The organism is Bradyrhizobium rifense, assembly GCF_008123425.1.
GTDB classification, from domain to species: domain Bacteria; phylum Pseudomonadota; class Alphaproteobacteria; order Rhizobiales; family Xanthobacteraceae; genus Bradyrhizobium; species Bradyrhizobium rifense.
In genome coordinates this window covers 18,265-40,135 of record NZ_VSSS01000058.1, presented here as the reverse complement: position 1 = coordinate 40,135, position 21,871 = coordinate 18,265, and the positions used below count along the sequence as shown (strand labels likewise).

Annotated in this window: 24 protein-coding genes and 1 pseudogene; 16 read left to right on the top strand and 9 right to left on the bottom strand. The window is 62.5% G+C overall.

Annotated elements, in window-relative coordinates; genetic code table 11:
• Positions 1 to 51: 51 nt before the first annotated feature.
• Complete coding sequence (locus tag FXB40_RS34385; protein ID WP_148776725.1) at positions 52 to 312, top strand: hypothetical protein; 261 nt, start codon at positions 52 to 54, stop codon at positions 310 to 312.
• Positions 313 to 344: 32 nt separating this feature from the next.
• On the opposite strand, the gene FXB40_RS34380 is transcribed toward FXB40_RS34385, so the two are convergent.
• Complete coding sequence (locus tag FXB40_RS34380) at positions 345 to 539, bottom strand: hypothetical protein (RefSeq protein ID WP_148776724.1); 195 nt, start codon at positions 537 to 539, stop codon at positions 345 to 347.
• 389 nt (positions 540 to 928) lie between these two features.
• On the opposite strand from FXB40_RS34380, the gene FXB40_RS34375 reads away from it, so the two are divergent.
• The 3 genes from FXB40_RS34375 (at position 929) to FXB40_RS34365 (ending at position 2,298) form a co-directional block, all read left to right on the top strand.
• On the top strand, positions 929 to 1,177 hold the full coding sequence (locus FXB40_RS34375; protein WP_148776723.1) for a hypothetical protein: 249 nt from the start codon (positions 929 to 931) through the stop codon (positions 1,175 to 1,177).
• Between the two features lie 105 nt (positions 1,178 to 1,282).
• The gene (locus tag FXB40_RS34370; protein WP_148776722.1) at positions 1,283 to 1,531 is read left to right on the top strand and encodes a hypothetical protein; all 249 of its coding nucleotides are present in this window, start codon (positions 1,283 to 1,285) and stop codon (positions 1,529 to 1,531) included.
• Between the two features lie 374 nt (positions 1,532 to 1,905).
• Positions 1,906 to 2,298 (top strand): VOC family protein, encoded by a 393-nt coding sequence (locus FXB40_RS34365; RefSeq protein ID WP_148776721.1) that lies wholly within the window; start codon positions 1,906 to 1,908, stop codon positions 2,296 to 2,298.
• A 215-nt stretch (positions 2,299 to 2,513) separates the two neighbouring features.
• Here the strand turns inward: FXB40_RS34365 and FXB40_RS34360 are convergent, their stop codons facing one another.
• Positions 2,514 to 2,768, bottom strand: coding sequence for a DUF3551 domain-containing protein (locus FXB40_RS34360; protein ID WP_148776720.1), 255 nt, complete (start codon positions 2,766 to 2,768; stop codon positions 2,514 to 2,516).
• A gap of 203 nt (positions 2,769 to 2,971) precedes the next feature.
• Here FXB40_RS34360 and FXB40_RS34355 point away from each other — a divergent pair, with 203 nt between their 5' ends.
• Positions 2,972 to 3,163: a hypothetical protein gene (locus tag FXB40_RS34355; protein ID WP_148776719.1), complete on the top strand. Its 192-nt coding sequence runs from the start codon at positions 2,972 to 2,974 to the stop codon at positions 3,161 to 3,163.
• A 96-nt stretch (positions 3,164 to 3,259) separates the two neighbouring features.
• On the opposite strand, the gene FXB40_RS34350 is transcribed toward FXB40_RS34355, so the two are convergent.
• Positions 3,260 to 3,583, bottom strand: a complete 324-nt coding sequence (locus FXB40_RS34350; protein WP_148776718.1) for a hypothetical protein — start codon at positions 3,581 to 3,583, stop codon at positions 3,260 to 3,262.
• Between the two features lie 319 nt (positions 3,584 to 3,902).
• Here FXB40_RS34350 and FXB40_RS34340 point away from each other — a divergent pair.
• From FXB40_RS34340 to FXB40_RS34325, 4 genes and pseudogenes are all read left to right on the top strand, one after another.
• Positions 3,903 to 4,334 (top strand): annotated as a pseudogene (locus tag FXB40_RS34340) (GNAT family N-acetyltransferase).
• Between the two features lie 235 nt (positions 4,335 to 4,569).
• Positions 4,570 to 5,838: a CaiB/BaiF CoA transferase family protein gene (locus tag FXB40_RS34335; RefSeq protein ID WP_148776716.1), complete on the top strand. Its 1,269-nt coding sequence runs from the start codon at positions 4,570 to 4,572 to the stop codon at positions 5,836 to 5,838.
• A 64-nt stretch (positions 5,839 to 5,902) separates the two neighbouring features.
• Positions 5,903 to 7,132 carry an acyl-CoA dehydrogenase family protein gene (locus FXB40_RS34330; RefSeq protein WP_148776715.1) on the top strand — a complete coding sequence of 410 codons (1,230 nt, stop codon included), beginning with the start codon at positions 5,903 to 5,905 and terminating at the stop codon, positions 7,130 to 7,132.
• A 9-nt stretch (positions 7,133 to 7,141) separates the two neighbouring features.
• Complete coding sequence (locus FXB40_RS34325; RefSeq protein ID WP_148776714.1) at positions 7,142 to 7,705, top strand: flavin reductase family protein; 564 nt, start codon at positions 7,142 to 7,144, stop codon at positions 7,703 to 7,705.
• 24 nt (positions 7,706 to 7,729) lie between these two features.
• On the opposite strand, the gene FXB40_RS34320 is transcribed toward FXB40_RS34325, so the two are convergent.
• Complete coding sequence (locus tag FXB40_RS34320; protein ID WP_187437340.1) at positions 7,730 to 8,638, bottom strand: NAD(P)-dependent oxidoreductase; 909 nt, start codon at positions 8,636 to 8,638, stop codon at positions 7,730 to 7,732.
• Between the two features lie 177 nt (positions 8,639 to 8,815).
• Between FXB40_RS34320 and FXB40_RS34315 the strand changes: the two genes are divergently transcribed.
• The 6 genes from FXB40_RS34315 (at position 8,816) to FXB40_RS34290 (ending at position 15,174) form a co-directional block, all read left to right on the top strand.
• Positions 8,816 to 9,799, top strand: coding sequence for an ABC transporter substrate-binding protein (locus tag FXB40_RS34315; RefSeq protein WP_148776712.1), 984 nt, complete (start codon positions 8,816 to 8,818; stop codon positions 9,797 to 9,799).
• A gap of 78 nt (positions 9,800 to 9,877) precedes the next feature.
• Entirely contained in the window at positions 9,878 to 11,572 is a 1,695-nt protein-coding gene (ilvD, locus tag FXB40_RS34310) for a dihydroxy-acid dehydratase (RefSeq protein WP_148776711.1), read from the top strand.
• Positions 11,573 to 11,699: 127 nt separating this feature from the next.
• Positions 11,700 to 12,545, top strand: a complete 846-nt coding sequence (locus FXB40_RS34305; RefSeq protein ID WP_187437339.1) for an ABC transporter ATP-binding protein — start codon at positions 11,700 to 11,702, stop codon at positions 12,543 to 12,545.
• Positions 12,542 to 13,327 (top strand): ABC transporter permease, encoded by a 786-nt coding sequence (locus tag FXB40_RS34300; RefSeq protein ID WP_148776709.1) that lies wholly within the window; start codon positions 12,542 to 12,544, stop codon positions 13,325 to 13,327. The genes FXB40_RS34305 and FXB40_RS34300 overlap by 4 nt, the downstream gene beginning before the upstream one ends.
• A complete protein-coding gene (locus tag FXB40_RS34295; RefSeq protein ID WP_148776708.1) occupies positions 13,327 to 14,091 on the top strand; it encodes an ABC transporter permease in 765 nt (254 codons plus the stop codon). The genes FXB40_RS34300 and FXB40_RS34295 overlap by 1 nt, the downstream gene beginning before the upstream one ends.
• A gap of 36 nt (positions 14,092 to 14,127) precedes the next feature.
• Complete coding sequence (locus FXB40_RS34290; RefSeq protein WP_148776707.1) at positions 14,128 to 15,174, top strand: 2,5-dihydroxypyridine 5,6-dioxygenase NicX family protein; 1,047 nt, start codon at positions 14,128 to 14,130, stop codon at positions 15,172 to 15,174.
• Here the strand turns inward: FXB40_RS34290 and FXB40_RS34285 are convergent.
• From FXB40_RS34285 to FXB40_RS34265, 5 genes are read right to left on the bottom strand one after another with little or no spacing between them, the layout of a single operon-like run.
• A complete protein-coding gene (locus FXB40_RS34285; protein WP_148776706.1) occupies positions 15,171 to 16,163 on the bottom strand; it encodes a 3-hydroxybutyryl-CoA dehydrogenase in 993 nt (330 codons plus the stop codon). The genes FXB40_RS34290 and FXB40_RS34285 overlap by 4 nt on opposite strands.
• A gap of 3 nt (positions 16,164 to 16,166) precedes the next feature.
• On the bottom strand, positions 16,167 to 17,255 hold the full coding sequence (locus FXB40_RS34280) for an NAD/NADP-dependent octopine/nopaline dehydrogenase family protein (protein WP_148776705.1): 1,089 nt from the start codon (positions 17,253 to 17,255) through the stop codon (positions 16,167 to 16,169).
• Complete coding sequence (locus tag FXB40_RS34275; RefSeq protein WP_148776704.1) at positions 17,252 to 18,778, bottom strand: class I adenylate-forming enzyme family protein; 1,527 nt, start codon at positions 18,776 to 18,778, stop codon at positions 17,252 to 17,254. Before FXB40_RS34275 ends, FXB40_RS34280 begins: the two co-directional genes overlap by 4 nt.
• A 2-nt stretch (positions 18,779 to 18,780) precedes the next feature.
• A complete protein-coding gene (locus tag FXB40_RS34270; RefSeq protein ID WP_148776703.1) occupies positions 18,781 to 20,070 on the bottom strand; it encodes an acyl-CoA dehydrogenase family protein in 1,290 nt (429 codons plus the stop codon).
• A gap of 7 nt (positions 20,071 to 20,077) precedes the next feature.
• Positions 20,078 to 20,896 carry an alpha/beta fold hydrolase gene (locus FXB40_RS34265; RefSeq protein WP_148776702.1) on the bottom strand — a complete coding sequence of 273 codons (819 nt, stop codon included), beginning with the start codon at positions 20,894 to 20,896 and terminating at the stop codon, positions 20,078 to 20,080.
• 196 nt (positions 20,897 to 21,092) lie between these two features.
• Between FXB40_RS34265 and FXB40_RS34260 the strand changes: the two genes are divergently transcribed.
• On the top strand, positions 21,093 to 21,854 hold the full coding sequence (locus tag FXB40_RS34260) for an SDR family NAD(P)-dependent oxidoreductase (protein ID WP_148776701.1): 762 nt from the start codon (positions 21,093 to 21,095) through the stop codon (positions 21,852 to 21,854).
• Positions 21,855 to 21,871 lie beyond the last annotated feature (17 nt).

Below are 21,871 nucleotides of genomic sequence, written 5' to 3'. Positions count from 1 at the left end.
TCGGTAATACCGCCCGGTCATCGCAGCCCGGCCTGACCAACGGATGTTTGCATGAATCCCGCGCTCGATCTCCTCTATCGCCTGGCTGCGATCGGGATCAGCATCTATTGCGCCCGCAAGGCCTGGTACGGCTATGTCGAGCGAAAGATCCTGTTCGTGAGCGACGACTGGCTGGACTGGTCGCGCTGGTCGCGGCAGGAATTTGACCGCGACACCATGCCGATCCGCTACTGGATGCAGATGGTCGGCACGGCCTTCGGCGCGCTGCTCTGCCTCGTCGGCGCGATCATCGGGTGGCAGCCGAACGTCTGAGCATCCGCATGGCCTGGAGCCAGCCAGCCTGCTCACGTCCACACGATCGGCGAGAATTTCAGTCCCCGGCTGACGATCTCGTCCTTGAGGCGTTCGGCGCGGTCCATTGCCGCCTGGCCAATGAGACGGTATCTGTTACCGAGTGCCTTGTCGGCATCGACCTGATGCCGAATGGCATCGTAGAGACGCAGCACGTTTTGATCGGTGAGGTGTTCGAATTCGTTCATCGCGGACAACGCGGGGGCGACCGCATTGTTCGTTCGGAGCGCCCGCGAGAATCTCGTCGACCGATCGCCTGTCGGTCATGTCCTTCGCCGCCGATTCACATTTGTTGGTTTTGAAACGTCGACATGGCCGGCGACCGCGTCCGGGGCGTTCCGGCCGACGCTCCGTCGGGCATGCTCGGCCCCACGAAACAGGTTTGAAACAGTCCTGAAACCAGATCGTCCTGAACGCCTTCGCAATTCGGCCCGACCAACGGAGCGCAAAGGAGATCACCATGATCCAGGTCGGTTCGAAGGAAGAAGTCGCGTTGCTGCTGGCGCTGTTCGGCACCCATACCCAGCCCGTCAGTAAGCCCAAGCAAAAGCCGCAGCAAAACTGAGATCGCGAACCCATGCCGGGCTTGGCCGATTGCCTGAGCTTTCTGCGTTTGCTGATTGCGCGAGGAGACCCGAAAGGCATCCCGCTGGCGATGAGCGCCATCGACGATTATGTCGCGATGGCGCCGGTCAGCGCACGCAGCCGTGGCCTGCGCGTGCTCCGGCAGGATGCGATCGAGCTGCATGTCACGTCGGTCGGCGTGCAGCGCTCGTTTGCCGAGACGGTAGATGCCTACATCGAGCGGAAGCTGGCGGAGGAGTGAGGCGCTCCTTGCTCCGGTTCCCGCAAGGCAGCTGGCATCGCTCTTGCTGCATGACGTCGTAATCACGGCCCGGCCCATCGGTCCGTTTCAGATTGAGGCGATCACATGCAGACAACGTCCCGTTTCGAAGCGAACGCGCTCCACGCTCTGATCTCCGACCTGCGCTGGCGGATCCAGATGCTCGACAGCGACATTGCCGAAGAGGAGCGCAATGCCGGCAATGCCGACCCCGGCAGCCCCACCTATTCGATGCTGGCCCTGGCCTTGCGGTCGCGCAGGGACAACCTGCGCGCCTCGATCGCCATGCTGCAGGGACGCGAAGAGCGCGCGGCGGAGTTGTCGCACGCCGCGTGAGCGACCGGGCGTCGTTCAAGCCACGGCAGCTCCGCCAGGAACTTTCGGCTCTGCATCCGAATTTATCAATTGGCCGGTTCGCCGCCGATTGACCGGCCTGAAATGCGGCTCCGGCGCCCAAGCCCCCCGTCCCGCGCCGGGGCCGTCCTCTCGCGTTGACACGTCGGGCAAAACACCGGCACAATGGCATCATCGAAAAGAGTTCAGCCCGTGCGGAGACATCCGCCGCGGGCTTTCTTGTGCCGACAGACGCAAAACGAGAGGCCATTTTTGCCGGTTTGTTTGCCGGTTATAGTACATGGAAATCAATAGCTTGATTATAAGTCAGCTCTTGAAATTGCCGGTTGTTTTGCCGGTTCCATTCGGAGTGCAGAATGAGCCCTTCCGGAGCCTTGATCGCGATCCTGCCGTGCAATGACCTTGATGCGTCGGAGCGGTTCTACAATCGGCTGGGCTTTGCGCGACCGGACAGCGAAAGGCCTGCTCCGGGAGAGCCCGACACCTATCGCATACTGTCGAATGCGAAGGGCGGATATCTCCATCTGACAGACGCGGTCGAGGGATGGCTGACGCCGGGCAGAAACCCGTTCGGGCTCTATCTCTACCTCGAGGATGTCGATGCTGCGGCGCGCGAATTTCAGCAATCGCCCGAAGACAAGCCGTGGGGGATGTACGAATTCGCGCTCTCCGATCCGGATGAGACGCTGGTCCGTGTCGGTTGGCCAACCCGTCTCCGCGCACGCGCGCGGACAGACGCGAAACGCTAATCGTCCCGCGAGAGATCGCCGGGCTTCGTTGGCATGTCGATTGTGCCGCCGTCGCTGTGCTGCTTCGTTCGTTTGACACGTCGGGCAAAACACTGGCAGAATGACATCATCGGAAAATCTGGTTCAGCCCGCGGCGGAGACATCCGCCGCGGGCTTTTGCATGAGCAACCGAAACGTTCACCGCAGCAGGGCAGCAACTGCTGCCGCAACCGCCTTTATCGGGAACGCGGACTGCGCTCTGGATAAGACGGCTGCTGCACATAAGGGTTCTGCATGCACATGGCGGGAAGGCCCGCAGCGGACGCGCGACATTCGTCCCACGAACGATAATCGCACGAAATATAGCTGCTGCCGCCCCACTCCCACTTCTGCATGCACACCGGAGCATTGCCGGCGAACCGTTGCGCTGAGGCCGGAGCAGCCACAGTCATTGTGATTCCGACCAGGAAGAGAATGGGAAGCGCGCGCATGATGGTACTCCGAGGATTTGCGGGTTCGTTTCAATATAGGCTTTGAGACGTCGGGCAAAACACACGCAGGATCACATCATCGACAAGTCTGGTTCAGCCCGCGCGGAGCAATCCGCCGCGGGCTTTTTGAGTCCGCGGTTCCGGCCTGGCGTCCCGGAGGAACGAGTCGACGGCCCTGGCTCTTGTACCGTCAGGAGGATTCCATGCTGACAGACGCCCAGATCGCCGTGCTCTGCGACATCGGCCAGTCCATCGCCTTCAGCGATGATAAGCGGGCGGAGCTGTTCCGCCTCATCGCGGATGGCTACGTACAGAAGGATGGTGACACCTTCGAGCTTACCTCAAAGGGAGAAGCGGCCGTGGTGGATCGCGGTGCTGGATTGAACGAGGCGTGATGTCGAGCGCGTCGCATGGCATGCGACGTGGCATTCGGCGCGTCGGGAAAAACGCTAGCCTGCGAGTGTTAGCCGACTCCCTGCTTGCCCTTGATGTCATTGCTTCAGCGCCGTTCGCGTTAGGTCTACGAGTTCTTGGCGTCCAGAAAGCCAATTTACGAAATTCTGCCGCGCCGTCGCGAAAGTTATACGTGAACCGTGCACAGGTCTTAAAACGCCGTCTTTTGAGTCGGTGTTGCGGAGCTGCTTCCATATGGATAATCCATCGCGGAACTGCTCAGCGCCGTTCTTGAACTCTAGAAATTGCTCCCGCGGAAACAGGATAGCGTTCATTTCGATTCGAAAGTCGCGCTCATGGCCGACTAAGTTCCCATAGAAGGCGAGCTGCATTTTGTCGAAAAGAAAAATGATTCGATTCATCCTCGCAATGTCTTCGTCGAGATTCGCATCTGGAGCCTCCCAGCGTGAACCATTTATCGCGGTTGCGGCATTCCTAAGTATTTCATCGCCAGCGGAATTAATCTGTCCAGAGGTGAGGGCGGATTTCCAGCACCTGCGGCGGTGGCGAAAGAGCGTGGAGCAGGCGCAGAGCTACACCTTCAAGGCTGTGATTACGGTGATTGCGACCGGCCTGATGGGGGCCGTCTGGCTCGCGTGAAGGTCGTGCTGAGCAAGTGAGCTCCTCGTGGCGATCACACCGCCGCGAGGCCGATCAAGGTCTGTTCCGATGGGGCGTGCCATGTACAAGATTCGTATGGTCGATGCGTCTGATGACGAAGTTGCCGACACCTTGGCTGATCTGCATCGGCTGACGTTCTTCGATGCCGCGGCGATGCCGCAGTTCGATCTTGGAGCCTAGTGGCTCGCTTATCACGGCGATGATGCGGTCGCTTTTGCGGGCGTCGTGCCGTCGACCTATGCGCGCAATAGCGGTTACTTCTCCCGAGTAGTAGGGGTCATGCAGCGGCACTGGGGCAGGGGACTTCAGCTCAGGTTGATGCGAGCGATCGAAGCGCACGGGCGGCGCATTGGATGGGACAGCATCATTTCGGATACGACAGATAACAGTTTCTCCGCGAATAATTTCATCCGGGCCGGGTACCGGCTCTACGAACCTGAGGTGCCCTGGGCTTGGTCGCATACGCTCTATTGGCGACGGTCGCTTCGCTGAGTGGAGCTTCCCGTGATGCGGAAGGTGCTTTTCGCAACGTCAAATGGCGCGCGTTGATGCAGGCGCGGCCTTGTTCACCCGGAATGCGTGAGGACCCGGCAGCTTGACCGCGGCCGGGTCCTTTTTGCGTATTGACGCGTTGCTGCTGAGGCACTTGCGAAGTCGGCCCCGCCGGGCTTTAAGTTCGCTTGCAGGAAATTCGGCGAGCACAAGCCGATGTAAGGGAGCCCCTGGGATGTCCACCAAGCCTCAATTGCCGGAACGTCCGTCGCGGGCGGCAGGAGGACCAACCGCACTTGATGGTCTTCTGGTCGTCGATTTCACGCGCGTGGTCGCGGGTCCCGCCTGCACGCAGACGCTCGCCGATTTCGGCGCGCGCGTCATCAAGATCGAGAACCCCGATGGTGGCGACGATACGCGCGCTTATGAGCATGCCGACATCGGCGGGGAAAGCGCGGCCTATCTCAGCCTGAACCGCAACAAGAGCGGCATTGCGCTCGACCTCGCGGTGCCGGAAGCGCGCGAGATCGCACTGGATCTGATCCGCAGGGCGGACGTCGTCGTCGAGAATTTTTCCAGCGGGGTCATGAGGAAGTTCGGCCTCGATTACGAGGCTGTTGCACCGCTCAACCCTCGGCTCGTCTATTGTTCGATCTCCGCTTACGGGCGCACCGGACCGTTCGCCTCGCGTCCCGGCTTCGATCCCATCACGCAAGCCGAGAGCGGCTTCATGTCGCTCAACGGATTTGCCGATGGCCCGGCGGTTCGGACCGGCCCGCCGATTGTCGACATGGCGACAGGGATGTCGGCCTGCAATGCCATCCTGCTGGCGCTGTTGGCGCGGGATCGGCTCGGCCGCGGACAGCATGTCGAGGTCGCGCTGTTCGACGTCGCCATGGGAATGACCGGTTTCTATGGCATGGCCTATCTGATCAACGGCGAGAACCCCGGACGGTTCGGAAATTCGCCGAGTGGGTCTCCCACCGTCGGCGTCTACGAGGCATCCGATGGTCCGCTCTACATGGCTTGCGCCAATGATCGGTTGTATCGGCGACTGGTGGTCGAGGTGCTGAATCGTCCCGATCTCATCAATCAGCCGCAGTTTGCTACGCGAAAGGCACGGTCCGAGAACAAGGAGCTACTGCGCGCAGCTATCGCAGAGGTGTTCGCGAGCGACACGCTCGAGAACTGGATGGCAAAGATGAAGCTAGCCAATATCCCGGTCGGCTATCTCCGGACCGTCGAGGAGGGCTTCAATGCGCCAGAGGCGCGCGAGCGCGCGCGCTTAAGCCGGATCCCGCATCGTACAGCAGAGTGGGTGCCTAATATCGAGCCGCCGATCAATATGAGCCTGACAGCGGCGATAGATCCGGTAGCGGCGCCGCTGCTGGGCCAGCATACCGAGGGCGTCATGCGCGAGACGCTCGGTTACGACGCGGGCCGGATTGCGGCTTTGGCCGAAAAAGGGGCATTCGGGTTGCGCAAGGCCACGACGTCCGACTGACCGTTGCGCCAGCTTGATTTGGCAAGGTTCCCGCCGCATAAATACATAAGAGCGAGGGACACGAATGGCGCCAGGTCAAGAGCCGAGTGTGGGTCAGTCGGTAGCGACAGACTCCGGCGAACGAGCCTATGCGACGATGATTGCCAAGGCCCGGTCGCTCCTGCCGCAATTGCGGGAACGCGCGGCTCGCACCGAGGAGCTGCGGCATCTGCCACCGGAAACCGAGCAGGACCTGCACGATGCCGGCCTGTTCCGGATGCTTCAGCCGAAGCGCATCGGCGGCGCCGAGCTCGACTATGTCGCTCTGATTGATTGCGCCGAGCTGCTCGGTCGCGCTGACGCGTCGGTAGCCTGGAATCTGGCCAATCTGGCGAGCCACCATTGGATGCTCGGCATGTTCGAGCAGCGCGCGCAGGATCTGGTTTGGGGCGACGACCCGGACGTGCTGATCGCATCATCGTTCATCTTTCCCGCCGGCCGTGCCAGCAAGGTCGAGGGCGGATACCGGCTGCACGGAAGCTGGCCGTTCTCGTCGGGTGTCGGCTCCTGCGCGTGGAACATGCTCGCGAGCGTCGTTTCGTCCGATGACGAGGCCGACGGCATCGGATACCGCATCTTCCTGTTGCCCAAGGCCGACTACAGGATTCTCGACACCTGGAACGTCACCGGACTGCGCGGCACCGGGTCGTCGGATGTCGAAGTCAAGGACGCCTTTGTGCCCCAGCATATGACGGTCGCCGTGGGCGATCTCGCCGGAGGCGTAGCGCCAGGAAGGAACGTGAACGCCAACCCGCTGTACGCGCTGCCGGTGTTTTCGCTATTTCCTTATGTTCTCTCCGGCGTTGCGCTCGGGAATGCGCAGGCCTGCCTGGACGACTACACGGAGGTCGCGCGTCACCGCATATCGACGTACAACCGCGCCAAGCTGAGCGACTTCCAAAGCACGCAAATCAAGATCGCGGAGGCTTCCGCCAAGATCGATGCTGCGCGCCTCATCATGCGCTCGGGCTGCGTCGAAGCGATGGAGCATGCGCGAAGCAAGCACACGCCTGACATGGCGATCAAGACCAGGTATCGGCGCGACGGGGCGTTCTCGGTCAATCTATGCACCGATGCCGTCTCGATGCTGTTCGCGGCGAGCGGCGCGCGCGGCCTGTTCACGACGGGCGTGTTGCAGCGGCAGTTCCGCGATGCGCACGCCATCAATTCGCACCTCGCATTCAATTTCGATGCGGCCGGAACCAATTATGGACGCGTGGCGCTCGGTCTGCCGTCCGAGAATCTCACCTTGTGAGGCCGGCGGATGAATGATTTGCCAAAGCAGCCGACAGCGCCTGATCCAGCCAACGAACTCGCGAGCGACAGCTCTCAGATTGATCCGCGTGATTTTCGCAGTGCGCTCGGCACTTTCGGAACAGGCGTAACGATCATCACAGCCATGGCCTCTGATGGAAAGCCGTATGGCATCACCTGCAACTCGTTTGCGTCGGTCTCCTTGAATCCTCCCCTGGTTCTCTGGAGCCTCGGGGTCTATTCATCGAGTCTGACCGTGTTTCAGAACGCCAGCCATTTCACCGTCCACGTGCTGGGCACCTCGCAGCAGGCGCTTGCAAACAAATTCGCAAAATCGTCCGAGAACAAGTTCGCCGGCGTGGACTGGACGCCGGGCCTGGGCAACGCGCCGGTGCTTGCCGAGAGCGTGGCCAATTTTCAGTGCCGTTCCGTCAATCGCTATTATGGCGGCGATCACGTCATCTTTCTCGGCGCGGTCGAGGCTTATGCCTATAACGTAAAAGAGCCGCTGCTGTTTGCGCGGGGGACGTATGGCCGGTTTCTGTCTGACGACGAGCGCAAGAAGTCGCCGTAGGGCGATCCAGGGACGCTCGTCGGTTCAACGGTCTGTGGCCGAGAGCTTGTAGATTTCCAGAGCGTCCGCGTCTGCGCCGCGCGCAGCCTTGGCCAGCCTGAAGATCTGTCCCGCGAGCGTTGCCATTGGCACCGGTGTTGACGTTGCTTGGGCGACATCCGCAACCGTGTCCAGATCCTTCAGCATCGTCGCGATGTGGCCGAGTGGCGGCGAATGAATGCCCTGGACCATGCGCGGCACGAAGAGCTGAAGCGGGATCGAATCCGCAAAGCCGCCGGCGAGCGCCTCGGGCAGCCGGCTTGCATCAATTCCGGCATTCGAGGCTAGGCGCGTCGCTTCCGCGAGCACGGCCATTGCGCATCCGACGATCACCTGGTTGCAAAGCTTTGTGGTCTGGCCAGCGCCCGTCGGACCCATGTGAGTGAACCTGCGCGCCATGGCCAGCACATAGGGCCGTGCGCGCTCGATGTTGGCGGCTTCTCCACCAGCCATGATGGCAAGCGTGCCTTCTTCGGCGCCCTTGGTGCCGCCGGACACCGGTGCATCGATCCAGCTTGCGCCGTTTGCCGCTTTCAATCGCGCTGCAAGCTTGCGCGCGGCGTCTGGGTGGATGGATGAAAAATCGACCACGAGCTTGCCTGCGCCGGGAGCGGCCGCAAGGCCTTCTGGCCCGAAGATCACGTCTTCGACGGCTGCGGCATCCGTCACGCACATGAAGACGATGTCGCAGTTCGCTAGGAGGTCACGTGGCGTGTCCGCGCGCTTAGCGCCGGCCTCGACGAGCGGAGCGACCGTGCCTCCCGAACGGTTCCAGACGCTAATGGGATACCCGGCCTTGAGCAGGCGCCGGGTCATCGGCGTCCCCATCAATCCCAGGCCGAGATAGCCGAGCCTCTCGACGCCTTGCGGGTTTGCCTTGCTCGCATCAGCCATAGGTTGCCTCCTTGTGTCGCGGCGCAACGCCGCGCGACCGCTGCGCACCATACATAACGCATCACGCAGCGAAACCAGGCCGGCTTGCATGGCTTGCTTGATTGTTTGAACCATGAAACATTTGAGCCGGTCGGGGTGGGTGGCGTCGGTCGGCGCCGGAGCAACGGAGTGGGCACGATGCGGGCAGTTTCGACGTGGATGCTGGCAATAGGAGCCGTGGCGGCCATGAACGCGGGCGCGAGCCCGTCATGGGCGCAGCAGACGATCCGCGTGGGCTGGACCATCCCGGCCGAGGAATCCAAATACTGGATGATGCGCAGGCCGGCCGAATTTCCCGATATCGGCAAGACCTACAACATCGAGTGGACCCAGTTTCAGGGCACTGCGCCGATGACGCAGGCCTTGGCGGCGGGCGCACTGGATTGCGCGACGCAGGCGCCGCTCTCACTTGCCAACGGCGTGGTCGGCGGCAATCTCAAGGCCTACATCGTGGCGCAGCACGTCTTCGAGAAGGCCGGTGGCTTCTCGGTCTACTGGGCGGTCATGGATGACTCGCCGATCAAGACGATTGCTGATCTCAAGGGCAAGACCGTCGGCATTTCCGTGATCGGCGGCGGCACGCAGGGCCCGTTCAATCTGCTGCTGAAGCAGAACGGCGTCGATCCGGCAAAGGACATCAAGCTGGTCGAAGTCGGCTTTGCCGTCTCCGAGGATGCGCTGCGTCAGGGCCGGGTCGATGCGGTCAACATGAACCAGCCATTTGCTGCGCGAGCTGAGGCCAAGGGCGGCACAAGAAAGCTGTTCTCGCTATCGCAGGCTATGCCGAACATCGTACACATCCTGGAAGCCTGTCGTGCCGATTTCGTCGACAAGAACCCGGAATTGGTCAAGGCCTATGTCCGTGACATCACGTCGGGCATGAAAAAGGCACTCGCGAACCGCGAAGAGACGTTGAAGGTGGTCAATGAAGTCTTGAAAGCACCCATCCCGGTGCTCGAGACCTATCTGCTCAAGGACAATGATTTCGGTCGCGATCCCGGTGCGGCGCCGAATTTCCCGGCGATCCAGAAGATGCTCGACATCTATGCGGAAACGGGAATGCTGCCGAAACTGGATGTTGCGCAGTTCAAGCACCCGACGATCGTCGCGCCGCTGCAATAGGCGATCGGGCTGTTCTCTGGACCAATGAGGTCGCAATGTCCCGCCGCGTGCGGGACATTGCATGAAGATGATGCAGGCATGAAGAAGTTGCGATCACGGATAACAACCAACGGCCTCGACCGGGCTCCGCACCGTGCCTTCATGCGCGCCATGGGGCTGGACGACGCGGCCATTGCCAAGCCGATGGTCGGCATCGTCAGCATGAAGGGCGAGCAGACGCCCTGCAACATGACACACGATTTCCAGGTGGCTGCAGCCAAGACCGGGGTCGAGGAGGCCGGCGGCACGCCGCGTGAATTCTCGACCGTCTCGGTGTCCGACGGCATCAGCATGAATCACGAGGGAATGAAGTTCTCTCTGTTCTCGCGTGAGCTGATCGCCGACTCCATCGAGGCTGTGGTCCACGGCCTCGCCTATGACGCGCTGATCGGATATGGCGGATGCGATAAGACGCTCCCGGGCGTGATGATGGGCATGGTTCGTTGCAACGTGCCCTCCATCTTCATCTATGGCGGCAGCTCGCTGCCGGGCCGCGTTGATGGACGCACGCTGACCGTCCTCGACTCCTACGAGGCCGTCGGCAGCTTCATGACCGGAGAGATCGACGCTGCGACGCTTGAGCGGATCGAGCGCGCGTGCCTGCCGACCATTGGCGCCTGCGCCGGTCAGTTCACCGCGAACACCATGGGAATGGTGTCGGAGGCGATGGGCCTGACCATCCCCAATGTGTCGATGGTGCCCGGTGTCTATGTCGAGCGCGCGCAGATTTCCCGCCGGGCCGGGCGGCTGATCATGGAGATGCTCGAACGCGGCGGGCCGCTGCCGCGTGACATCGTGACGCGGAAATCTCTGGAAAATGGCGCCGCGATCGTTGCCGCCACGGGCGGATCGACCAATGCCGCGCTGCATCTGCCGGCGATCGCGAACGAAGCCGGCATTACGTTCACGATCGATGACGTCGGCGAGGTCTTTGCCAAAACGCCGCTGATCGGAAACCTGCGCCCAGGGGGCAAGTACACGGCGAAGGACGTCTACGACATCGGTGGCGCGGCCGTTGTGATCCGCGAGCTGATCCAGAGCGGGCATATCGATGGTAGTTGCCTCACCATCACCGGCCGTACGCTCGCGGAAGAGTATGGTGCGGCCAACGCGCCCGATGGCGAGGTGGTTTATGCGGCCCGCGCGCCGATCATGCCTGACGGCGGTGTGGCGGTGCTGAAGGGCAATCTTTGTCCCGATGGCGCCGTCATCAAAGTCGCGGGCTTGAAGAGCCAGTTCTTCGAGGGCGTGGCGCGCGTCTTCGAGGATGAAGAGGCTTGCGTCGCAGCTGTTCGTGACCGCAGCTACAAGGCTGGCGAGGTTTTGGTGATCCGCAATGAAGGGCCGGTGGGCGGTCCCGGCATGCGCGAGATGCTCGGCGTCACCGCGCTGATCTACGGCCAGGGCATGGGCGAGAAGGTGGCCCTGATCACGGATGGGCGATTCTCCGGCGCCACGCGCGGCATGTGTATCGGCTATGTATCTCCGGAGGCATTCGTCGGCGGTCCGCTGGCGCTTGTCCGCGATGGCGACAAGATCCGGATTGATGCCGCTGGCCGCCGCATGGACTTGCTGGTCGACGAGCAGGAACTTGCTGCACGCCGACGCGATTGGAAGCAACGCCCGCCGCGTCATCGCGCCGGTGCGCTGGCAAAATATGCGCGTTTGGTCGGCCAGGCACCAGGTGGAGCTGTCACGCATGAGGGACCGGCGGAGTGGCCGTGGTTCGACTGAGAAGTCGCGCGCGTGAGAAATGGCGACCTGTCTGGCAAGTTTCTTGCTAAGCTCGTGCCGCTGATGGAGGACATTCAGCAAGATCGGTTGCGTGACGTTCGCGCGCGTGAGTGAAGCGAGAGACGGGATGAAGGTAGTGCCTTCGAGATCGAGCGAATGGGTGAGACCGGTGACGCCAAAAAAGCCGGCTTCTGCGATCATCGAGATCGACGGCGTCTCGCAGGTCTTCCAGACCTCGGCGCGCAAGGATCATTTGGCGCTGTCGGACATCTCCTTGACGATCGAGGAAGGGGCGTTCGTCTCCATCCTCGGGCCGTCCGGCTGCGGCAAGTCCACGCTGCTTTACATTGTCGGTGGCTTCGTTAGTCCGACCAGCGGCGCGGCCAAGATGAAGGGACAGGCGATCACGGGGCCGGGGCCGGATCGCGGGCCGGTATTCCAGGAGTTCGCGCTGTTTCCGTGGAAGACCGTGCTGGGCAATGTGATGTATGGCCCGCGCCAGCAGGGCGTGCGAGCCGCAGAGGCAGAAGCACAGAGCCGCGCTCTGATCGAGATGGTCGGGCTCAAGGGCTACGAAAACTTCTATCCGAAGGAGCTGTCGGGTGGCATGAAGCAGCGCGTCGCGCTGGCCCGGACGCTGGCCTACCATCCAGAGGTCCTGTTGATGGACGAGCCGTTCGGTGCGCTCGATGCTCACACCCGGACACGTCTCCAGAACGATCTCCTGAACATCTGGGAGCGTGACCGCAAGACGGTGCTGTTCGTCACCCACTCGGTCGACGAAGCCGTCTTCCTCTCGGACAAGGTCGTGATGATGTCAAAGTCTCCCGGGCGTATCCGGGAGGTCATCGATATCGATCTGCCGCGGCCGCGGCGCCGCAACGAGCTGTTGCTCGATCCGCGCTACCAGAAATACGTCGTTGACATCGAGCGTATGTTTGACGAGGTCGACGAGACGGGATCAGTGTCATGATCTCGCCGTTGGCGTTGGCCAGACGTGCTGCCCCTATGTTCGCTTGCATCGGGTTGCTTGCGGTATGGCAGATCGCGTCGCTTGCGCTGAAGAACGACAGCTTTCCAACGGCTATCGAAGCGATCCGTGCGATCCCGGATATCCTCGGCGACAAGGAATCTCTGATCAATATCCTGGCCTCGCTTCGCCGCATGGCGATCGGGTTCGGCATAGCGGTGCTGGTTTCGATTCCGCTGGGCCTGTTGATGGGCCGTAGCCGGGCCGTCGCCGCCTTCTTCAATCCGCTGCTGATGGTGATCTATCCGGTGCCGAAGGCGGCGCTGATGCCGATCATCATGCTGTGGCTCGGCGTTGGTGACATCACCAAGACGCTGGTGATCTTTCTCGGCGTCAGCCTGCCGGTGATCTATCACAGTTTTGAAGGCGCCAAGGCCGTCGAAGAGAAGATGCTGTGGTCGGGCGCGGCCATGGGACTCTCGCTGTTGCAGCGCCTGATCCGGATCGTGTTGCCGGCCGCGCTCCCGGAGATCCTGACCGGGTGCCGCACCGGCCTGGTGCTGGCGCTGATCACGATGATCACCAGCGAGATGATCGCGCGCCAATCGGGAGCAGGGAACATCCTGTTCAACGCGCTCGATATGGGCCAATACGACACAGTCTACGCGATGATCATCATCGTCGGCGCGATGGGCATCTGTCTCGATGCGATCTTCGAACGCGTCCGCGCAAGACTGGTGCGCTGGTCCGAGCCTCAGTTTGACATGCCGTTGAGCTTCTCCTGATGTCACGTTCTCTCTCAGCAAACGTCATGCTTGGGCTCGCGCCAATCGTACTGGTGATCGCGCTGTGGCAAGGCCTGGTGTCATTCGGGTTCGCGCCTGCGGTTTTGTTGCCGCCGCCTGGCGTCGTCTTCAGCCGGCTGCTCCAGCAGCTCGTGACATGGACGTTTCAGCAGGAAATCGCGGCGACTCTGATCCGGCTGTTTGCCGGCTTTGCGATTGCGGTCGTCTTCGGCGTGAGCATTGGCATCGCGGCGGCTGCCAGTCCGGCGATCAATGCCATAGTTCGGCCGATCGTACGGGTGCTGGCGCCGTTGCCGAAGGTCGCGCTCTATCCGGCGCTGTTGCTGTTGCTCGGCTTCGGTCACGGATCGAAGATCACGCTGGTGGCGGCGGACGCGCTCTTTCCCATTCTGCTGTCCACCTACTATGGGGCTTCTACCGTCGAGCAGAAGTTGATCTGGTCGGCGATGGCGGCGGGAACGCCGCGCTACGAAATCCTGTTCAAGGTCGTCTTGCCGGCGGCGATGCCGTCGATCCTGACGGGGTGCCGGATTGGCCTTGTCATTTCGTGCATCGTGGTGTTTCTGGCCGAGATGATCACGTCGACGGACGGATTGGGGCACGTGCTTGTAACCGCGGCCCGGACCTTTCAGGCCGTCGACATGTTCGTGCCGCTGATCACGATCTCGCTGCTAGGGTTGATTCTCAACGGCCTGTTGGGCGCCGTGCGATCGTACCTCTTGCGGGGCTTCCCCGAAGCGTGAGCTGACGAACAAGAAACCAGAAGACCGGGAGTAACCATGCTGGCTGATCGCATCGAGGCAAAATGGATCGACGCGTTTTGCGAGATATTTGAGCGTTGCGCCGTCAAGGCCGGCGATACCGCGGCGATCCTCTCGGAGACGCAGTCGCGCGCATTGAATGTGCATCTGGCAGAGCTTGCACTGTTGCGCATGGGGGCGAAGCCTTTTCATGTCGTCATGCCGACGCCGCGCAATCGGAATATCGTTCCGGTCCGCTCAACCGGCGCCAGCGAAGCAATCCAAAAGCTTGGGCCGGTCATCACTGCGCTTCAGCAAGCTGGCTTCGTGGTGGATTGCACTATCGAAGGTCTGATGCATGCCGTGGAGACGCCTGAGATATTGAAGGCCGGCGCGCGTATTCTGGTGATCTCCAACGAGCATCCCGAGGCGCTGGAGCGGATGGTGCCGGATCCGGCCCTGGAGAAGCGCGTTCGCGCGGCGGCAAAGATGCTGCGCGGGACCAAGCGGATGCGGGTCACCTCGAAGGCCGGCACGTCACTTGATGTCGATATGGTCGGTGCGTCCACGGTCGGCGTATGGGGTTGGACCGACAAGCCCGGCACGCTGGCGCATTGGCCGGGCGGCATTGTTGTCAGCTTTCCCAAGAGCGGGACGATCAATGGCACGCTGGTCATGGCCCCGGGCGACATCAATCTCACCTTCAAACGCTATTTGACGTCGCCGGTGAAGATGACGTTGAAGGACGACTATGTCGTCGATCTGGAGGGCGAGGGTACGGACGCAGCGATGATGCGCGCCTATCTCGCCGCCTGGGGCGATCGGGAGGCCTATGCCGTGTCGCATGTCGGTTTCGGCATGAACCCGGCTGCGCGTTACGAGGCGCTGTCAATGTACGACCAGCGGGACACCAACGGCACGGAGATCCGTGCCGTCTCCGGGAATTTTCTGTTCTCGACCGGCGCCAATGAATTCGCCGGCCGCTATACGGCCGGCCATTTCGATCTGCCGATGATGGGAACGACCATCGAGCTCGATGGCGTCGCGGTGGTGCGGGATGGCGTGCTTCAGGACGTCTTCGGCTAGCTGCGGTCGAGCACCGGCGGGCGAGCGAGGTCGAAGTGCCGGAGCAGGTCGACCATGGCCTGGAGGCGCTTTGCGCGATAGGCGTCAACGTCCATGCCCGAATAATCGAGAAAGCCTGCGCCCGTGCGGAGGCCGATCCGGCCTTCATGCATGTTGCGAGAAATCACGTCCGGCGCGCGATAGCGGTCGCTGCCCAGTGCGCCCTCCAGATACTTGCTGGCGTAGTAGAGAATGTCACCGCCACCCCAGTCGATGAATTCGAGCAACCCGAGCACGGCATAGCGGAAGCCGAAACCGTAGCGGATCGCGTTGTCGATCTCCTCCGCGCTGGCGACACCTTCCTCGACCATTCGCGCGGCCTCATTCATCGCCAGCGCCTGGATGCGCGGAACGATGAAGCCGGGCGTCGCCGCGCAGACGACCGGCTTCTTGCCAATGCCTTCCAGCAGCGCCTTGACCTCGTCAATGATAGCAGGATCGGTGGCTTTGCCGGGCGAAACTTCGACGAGTGGAATCAGATAGGCCGGGTTGAGCCAGTGCACGTTGAGGAAGCGGCGGGGATTCACGATCGCGCCCGAGAGATCGTCGACGAGGATGGTCGACGTGGTCGATGCGATGATCGTGTCGGGGCCGACCTGTTTTGAAGCCGCCCCCAGCACCTCGCGCTTGAGCGCGACGACCTCAGGAACGCCCTCGAACACCATTCCGGCTTCGGACAACGTGGCGCCGCTTTGGCTGGCCGGCACCACCGAAACCCGCGCGATCAGCGGATCAACGTCGGTCTCGGTCAGCAGCCCCAGCTTCGACAGGCTGGCAAAAGTCTTCCCGACCTCGCCAAGCGCGTCCGCCTCCAGCCTGGCGAAATCCTCCGCAGAACGAGCCTTGATGTCGATCATCGTGACCGTGTGCCCCGCATAGGCGAACGCGACGGCGATACCACGGCCCATGCGACCGGCCCCGAGACAGGCAATGTTGACGCGTCTGCTCATCGGTCAGAATCCTTCACGAAGCAGTGTCTGCAATTCGGCCTTGTGAAGCTTGCCAAGCCCCAGTGTCTCCAAAGTCCGCCCGCCTTGCGCAAAATCCTCGCCGCAGATCGCGCCACCGATGGCCAGGAAGGCCTTGGCGATCGGCGTGGCGACGCCTGCGAGCCCCGCGACAGACACCAGCAGCGACAACCCAAACCGCAAATCCTCGCGCATGTAGCGATGCTCGGTCAGCACGATCTGCTCGCGCCAGTCGCCGGAATCGGTCAGACGGTCATGCGAGCCGCGGCCATACATCCAGATCTCGCCCTTCTTTGCGTAGTGATGGACGAGCGGAAAATGCGGTGCGCCATATCCGAGCGCCTCGCGCACGGCGATCCGCTCGGCGTCGAGTGCGTCAGTCACTCGCCGGATCGCAGCTTGCGTTCCCTCCTTGTGGATGTCCCACCGCTCGAAATGCTCGATCGGACCCGCATTCATCACGATCAGCGGCGGGTGGATGATGCAGCCTGCATTCATCAGCGCGCCGGATAGCGCGTCACCGCAGGGCTCGATCACATCAGGGAAGGCGCGTCCAATCACTTCAAGTGCTTGTGGCGCCCGGTCGAGCGGGAACACGCCGACCGGCAGCCGTTTGGCGCGAATGGTGATTGCGACCTCGAATGGCCCGTGCTTGCGGGTGAGCCATGGCAGCGTGCCGGTTTCAGAGAAGCTCGCCTTGGCGCGATTGCCGATGTCTCGGGCGGCCTGGGCGAAGATCATCGAGCCGAATGTTGCGGGCGGCAGAAACACGACCTGCCCGTCCTGCAGATGCGGGGCGAGGAGCCGGGCGATATCTGGCTGCGCGAAGGCGGGGGCAGGGCACAGGATCAGCTCGGCATCGCTGACGGCTTCGGCGATGTCGGTGGTCACCCGTGCCAGCTTTACGTCGTGCTGGCCATTGTGGTCCTTCACGAGGATGCGGGAGCCAGCGGCACGATGTGCCTCGACCTGCTCTGCATCGCGGCGCCACAGCCGGACCTCATGCCCCGATAGCGCAAAATCGCCTGCGGCCGCGAAAGAGCCGTTTCCCCCACCCAGAACCGCAATCTTCAAGATGCTTCTCCTTGCTCGCGCGACTGCGCATCAAGCTGCTTCAGCAGGAAATGCTGGACCTTGCCCAGCGCCGTGCGCGGCATGTCGGCGACGAAGACAATGTCGCGTGGAACCTTGTAGCGGGCGAGCTGCGCCTGAACGTGCGCTCTCAACTCGTCTGCTTCGAGCCGGCAGCCGGATCGCGGGATGACGTAAGCGATGGGCACCTCGTCCCAGCGCGGGTCTGGCCGGCCGATCACGGCGCATTCGCTGACGTCAGGATGTTCGAGCAGCACCCTTTCGACCTCGGCCGGATAGATATTCTCGCCGCCGGAAATGATCATGTTCTTCTTGCGGTCGCGGACCCAGAAGTAGCCGTCCGGGTCGCACAGGCCAATATCGCCGGTGCGATACCAGCCGTCATGCAGCGCATCGCGTGTGGCGTCCGCATTGCCCCAATATTCGAAGAAGACGTTGGGTCCGCGGACCGCGATCTCGCCCGGCGCGCCCGCCGGCACCTCGTTGCCGGCCTGATCTATCACCTTCGCCTCGCAGCACAGGCCGGCAAGGCCGGTCGATCCCGCGCGCGACAGGTCGCCGCCGAGGCGGGTGTAGATGGCGATGGGGCAGGTTTCCGTCGAACCGTAGACTTGCAGCACCGGCACGCCGCGCGCGACAAAGCGATCGATCAGGTGTGGCGGCACGATGGTCGAGCCGGTGGCGACGGCCTTCAGCGATGAGAGATCGGTCGTGGTCCAGGCGGGGTGCTCGCTGACGGCCTGGATGATCGCCGGCACCATCACCGTCAGGGTCGGCCGGTCCCGTTCGATGGCCGCAAGCGCCGCATCCGGGGTGAAGCGAGCGTGGATTGAAACGGTCGCGCCAAGCTGGAGCGCCGCGGTCGTCTGGATGTTGAGCCCGCCGACGTGGAAGAACGGCAACACCGTCAGCACATGATCGTCGGACGTCATGTTGTGCATGTGCTGGCTCATGACGCCGTTCCAGAACAGCGCCTCCTGGCGTAGCACAGCCCCCTTCGGCCGCCCAGTCGTTCCCGACGTGTAGACGATGAGTAGCGGGCAAGAGAGCTCGATGTGCGGATTGCGTCCGCTGCTTCCCTTACGTGCCAGCAGGCTTTCGAAGGTCATGCCGTGCGGTGGCGCAAAATTGAGGCCGACGACCGCGGTCCCCGGCGCGAGTTCGCCAAGGACTCCCTCAAATGCCTGTTCGAGTACCAGCACCTTGGCGCCGGCATCGGTGAGGATGAAGAGCTGCTCGGCGACAGCCAGCCGCCAGTTCAGCGGCACCAACATCGCGCCGAGCCGCGCGCATGCGTAGAGCAGGACCAGATAGTCCGGCCGATTCAGGCTCAGGATCGCGACGCGGTCGCCTCGGCCGACACCGAATTCCTGCTTCAAAGCTGTTGCGGTTCGTTCGATGCGATCGGCGAACGCGGCGTAGCTCAGCCGCTCGCCCTCGAAGGCGATGGCCGTCTTGTCTGGCGAAAACGCCGCGTTGCGATCGATCAAACTGCAGAGATCCACCGTCAGTCGTCCGTTTCGCCGGCCTCGTACAGCGCCTCGCGGCCGATCCGGTCGAGGCACAGCTCGGCCGTCCAGGGCAGCATCAGCGAGCCGCAGCGGCTGTCACGATAGATGCGCTCCAGCGGCAGCGAGCGGAGCATCGCCTGTCCCCCGCAGGTGCGGATCGCAAGCGCGGCGAGCTCATTGGCGCCTTCCATCACCGAATATTGCGCGGCATAGGCGCGCAGCACCTGCTCCTTGCTCGGATTGGCGCGCGCCTCCGTGACCGCCTGGAACCAGATCGCCTTGATCTGCTCCAGCTTGATTTGCATCTGCGCGACCGCGATCTGCTTGGTCGGGTACATCCGGCGCTTGACCGGCGGCATGCCCGGCACCTCGCCACGCAGGTAACGTACCGTGAAATCGTAAGAGGCCTGCGCGAGGCCCATATAGGTTGGCGACAGCGTCAGGAACATATGCGGCCAGCGCATCGCCGCCTGAAAGTAGACGCCGCGCGGCATCAACGCAGAATCTTCTGGAACGAAGACGTCCTTGAACAGCAGCGTTCGCGAGACTGTGCCGCGCATACCGAGGGGATCCCAGTCGCCGACGACGGAAACGCCTTGCGACTTCGCAGGGATCGCGAGGTAAAGCGTATTGCGGCGTGAGGCCTTCGCGCCTTCCGCGATTTCCGTGCAGAGCACGCCGTAATAGTCGGCGTGGCCGGAGAGCGATGCAAAGATCTTCTTGCCGTTGACGATCCATCCGCCTTCGACAGGCTTTGCTTCCGTGCCGAAGGCAACGCCGCCCGCGGCCGCCGCGCCACCTTCGGAGAAGGGTTGCGAATAGATCGCGCCGTCCTCGACGATGCGCTTGTAGTGGACGGCCCGCCGCTTTTCGTGTTCCGCGCGGGTCTCCGCATCCATGTCGAGATCATCAGCCAATGGGCCCGACCACAGCGTCGAACAGACGTGCATGTTCCAGGTCAGCGCGGTCGCGCCGCAATAGCGGCCGATCTCCGCCGCGGCCAGGGCATAGGTCTGGTAGTTCGCTCCGAGCCCGCCGTGCTTCTTCGGCACGGCGATGCCGAGCAGGCCGACGCGGTGCAGATCGCGATAATTCTCGGTCGGGAAGACCGCCTCGCGATCGTAGGTCGCGGCACGGCCTGCGAACACGCTTTGGCCGATCTCCCGCGCCCGCGCGATGATCCCGGCTTGTTCGTCGTTCAAGCGGAACGCCACGGGATCGAAGATCGGCGCGTCCAGCGCGACCTTGTCGCTCGCGCCAATGGTCTTGCTGACTTGCACGGTCATGGCGCAGTCACCCGTGTTTTGCGGCAACGGAATCGACGAAGCTGCCGAGAGCTTTGTCGAAGGCATCAGGCCGCTCAAGGTTGGCGAGATGGCCAACGCCGGGAAGTTCGACATATTCGGCCGCGGGAATGTAGGTTGCGGTTTTCGCCATCATTGGCGCAGGCGCGTTGTTGTCTTTGGAACCAGACAGCAGCAGCGTCGGCACAGAAATGTCCTTGAGCGTGCTGCGCTGGTCGAATCCGATCAGTGCCAGCATCATGGCGCGATAGCTCGCTTCGGGCACACTTCCCATGCACTCGCGCGCGAGCTCCATTCCCTTGGGATCGGGATCATCGCCGACGAGCTCCTTCACCAGGGAGGGGGCCAGTGACTTCATGGTCTCGCCTCGATCGAGCGGACCCAGGCGTGCCGCGATGAACGATTTCTGCCAGTTGCCGTCGGCCTTGCCGAAGGCCGGGCTGGTCTGCGCGAGGACGACCGCGCGCGCAAGTTTCGGCGCTTGCACCAGCCATTTCTGCACGATCATGCCGCCGATCGAATGGCCGACCAGAATGGGGCTTGTCGCCCCGATCTGCGCGATGAATTGCTGGAGTGCATCGGCCAGGGCAGCGATGCTGACGCTGGCGAGTGGCGCCGAGCCGCCATAGCCCGGCATGTCCCACGCGATTGCGCGGAAACGATTACCGAATGTGGCGAGCTGCTGCCGCCAGGCCCGCGCTGCGCCGCCAATGCCATGCAGGAAAATCAGGGGTATCGCACCCGGATCGCCCGCGGCTTCATAGGCGAAGCGCCCGTCCCTTGTTATCATTGGCGCAGGCTGCGACACGCGACATCCTTTTGCTTGGCCCGACGATGCTAACAGGCCTGTGGGGGATGGGAAGAGATAATTTTATACTTAAAGCAATTTTCGGGCCGCTCCGCGCGCGCGGGCTTTTGCGGCGCCGATCCGCGCTTTCGTTGCAAAAGTTTGAAGGTTAAAATATATCGGAGGAACGATCAGCAGATTTTGAGGGAGCCCGCGCATGTCCGCATTGCCGCATTCGCCGCACGCGCTGGTGACCGGTGGCGGTCGCGGCATCGGCCGCGCAATCGCAGCGTCCCTTGTTGGCGCTGGTGCCACCGTGACGGTGCTCGGTCGGAACGCGGCTACTCTCGAAGAAGCGATCAACGCGGGCGCCGCGCATTTTGCAGCCATCGCCGACGTCTCGGACGAAACCGCGCTGAAGGCAGCGATCACTGAGGCGCATGCGCGACAGCCGATCGATATCCTGATCGCAAACGCCGGCAGCGCCGAGTCCGCGCCATTCGCGAAATCGGACAGCGCCCTTTTTGCGCGGATGATCGATGTCAATTTCATGGGCGTCGTCCATGCCGTCCGCGCAGTGTTGCCGGGGATGAAGGATCGCCCCTATGGCCGCGTTATCGCGATTGCATCGACGGCCGGGCTCAAGGGTTATGCTTATGTGAGCGCGTATGCGGCGGCGAAACACGCTGTGATCGGTCTCGTGCGTTCGCTTGCGCTGGAAATGGCCTGCAGCAACGTAACCGTGAATGCGGTCTGCCCGGGCTTCACCGACACTGATCTCGTTGCCGGCAGCATCGACAACATCATGAAGAAGACCGGGCGAACCCGTGAGCAGGCGATCGCTGAGCTTGCAAAGCACAATCCGCAGGGGCGCCTGATCACGCCGCAGGAAGTGGCGAATGCCGTGCTTTGGTTGTGCAGCGAGAACGCCAGTGCGATCACGGGGCAGGCGATTGCCGTTGCCGGTGGCGAGATCTAACCGCGCGGAACAAGGAA

Excerpts from the sequence above, each read along its gene's own strand:
- FXB40_RS34385 (WP_148776725.1), top strand. The coding sequence starts at position 52 with ATGAATCCCGCGCTCGATCTCCTCTATCGCCTGGCTGCGATCGGGATC.
- FXB40_RS34380 (WP_148776724.1), bottom strand. The coding sequence starts at position 539 with ATGAACGAATTCGAACACCTCACCGATCAAAACGTGCTGCGTCTCTAC.
- FXB40_RS34375 (WP_148776723.1), top strand. The coding sequence starts at position 929 with ATGCCGGGCTTGGCCGATTGCCTGAGCTTTCTGCGTTTGCTGATTGCG.
- FXB40_RS34370 (WP_148776722.1), top strand. The coding sequence starts at position 1,283 with ATGCAGACAACGTCCCGTTTCGAAGCGAACGCGCTCCACGCTCTGATC.
- FXB40_RS34365 (WP_148776721.1), top strand. The coding sequence starts at position 1,906 with ATGAGCCCTTCCGGAGCCTTGATCGCGATCCTGCCGTGCAATGACCTT.
- FXB40_RS34360 (WP_148776720.1), bottom strand. The coding sequence starts at position 2,768 with ATGCGCGCGCTTCCCATTCTCTTCCTGGTCGGAATCACAATGACTGTG.
- FXB40_RS34355 (WP_148776719.1), top strand. The coding sequence starts at position 2,972 with ATGCTGACAGACGCCCAGATCGCCGTGCTCTGCGACATCGGCCAGTCC.
- FXB40_RS34350 (WP_148776718.1), bottom strand. The coding sequence starts at position 3,583 with ATGAATCGAATCATTTTTCTTTTCGACAAAATGCAGCTCGCCTTCTAT.
- FXB40_RS34335 (WP_148776716.1), top strand. The coding sequence starts at position 4,570 with ATGTCCACCAAGCCTCAATTGCCGGAACGTCCGTCGCGGGCGGCAGGA.
- FXB40_RS34330 (WP_148776715.1), top strand. The coding sequence starts at position 5,903 with ATGGCGCCAGGTCAAGAGCCGAGTGTGGGTCAGTCGGTAGCGACAGAC.
- FXB40_RS34325 (WP_148776714.1), top strand. The coding sequence starts at position 7,142 with ATGAATGATTTGCCAAAGCAGCCGACAGCGCCTGATCCAGCCAACGAA.
- FXB40_RS34320 (WP_187437340.1), bottom strand. The coding sequence starts at position 8,638 with ATGGCTGATGCGAGCAAGGCAAACCCGCAAGGCGTCGAGAGGCTCGGC.
- FXB40_RS34315 (WP_148776712.1), top strand. The coding sequence starts at position 8,816 with ATGCGGGCAGTTTCGACGTGGATGCTGGCAATAGGAGCCGTGGCGGCC.
- ilvD (WP_148776711.1), top strand. The coding sequence starts at position 9,878 with ATGAAGAAGTTGCGATCACGGATAACAACCAACGGCCTCGACCGGGCT.
- FXB40_RS34305 (WP_187437339.1), top strand. The coding sequence starts at position 11,700 with ATGAAGGTAGTGCCTTCGAGATCGAGCGAATGGGTGAGACCGGTGACG.
- FXB40_RS34300 (WP_148776709.1), top strand. The coding sequence starts at position 12,542 with ATGATCTCGCCGTTGGCGTTGGCCAGACGTGCTGCCCCTATGTTCGCT.
- FXB40_RS34295 (WP_148776708.1), top strand. The coding sequence starts at position 13,327 with ATGTCACGTTCTCTCTCAGCAAACGTCATGCTTGGGCTCGCGCCAATC.
- FXB40_RS34290 (WP_148776707.1), top strand. The coding sequence starts at position 14,128 with ATGCTGGCTGATCGCATCGAGGCAAAATGGATCGACGCGTTTTGCGAG.
- FXB40_RS34285 (WP_148776706.1), bottom strand. The coding sequence starts at position 16,163 with ATGAGCAGACGCGTCAACATTGCCTGTCTCGGGGCCGGTCGCATGGGC.
- FXB40_RS34270 (WP_148776703.1), bottom strand. The coding sequence starts at position 20,070 with ATGACCGTGCAAGTCAGCAAGACCATTGGCGCGAGCGACAAGGTCGCG.
- FXB40_RS34260 (WP_148776701.1), top strand. The coding sequence starts at position 21,093 with ATGTCCGCATTGCCGCATTCGCCGCACGCGCTGGTGACCGGTGGCGGT.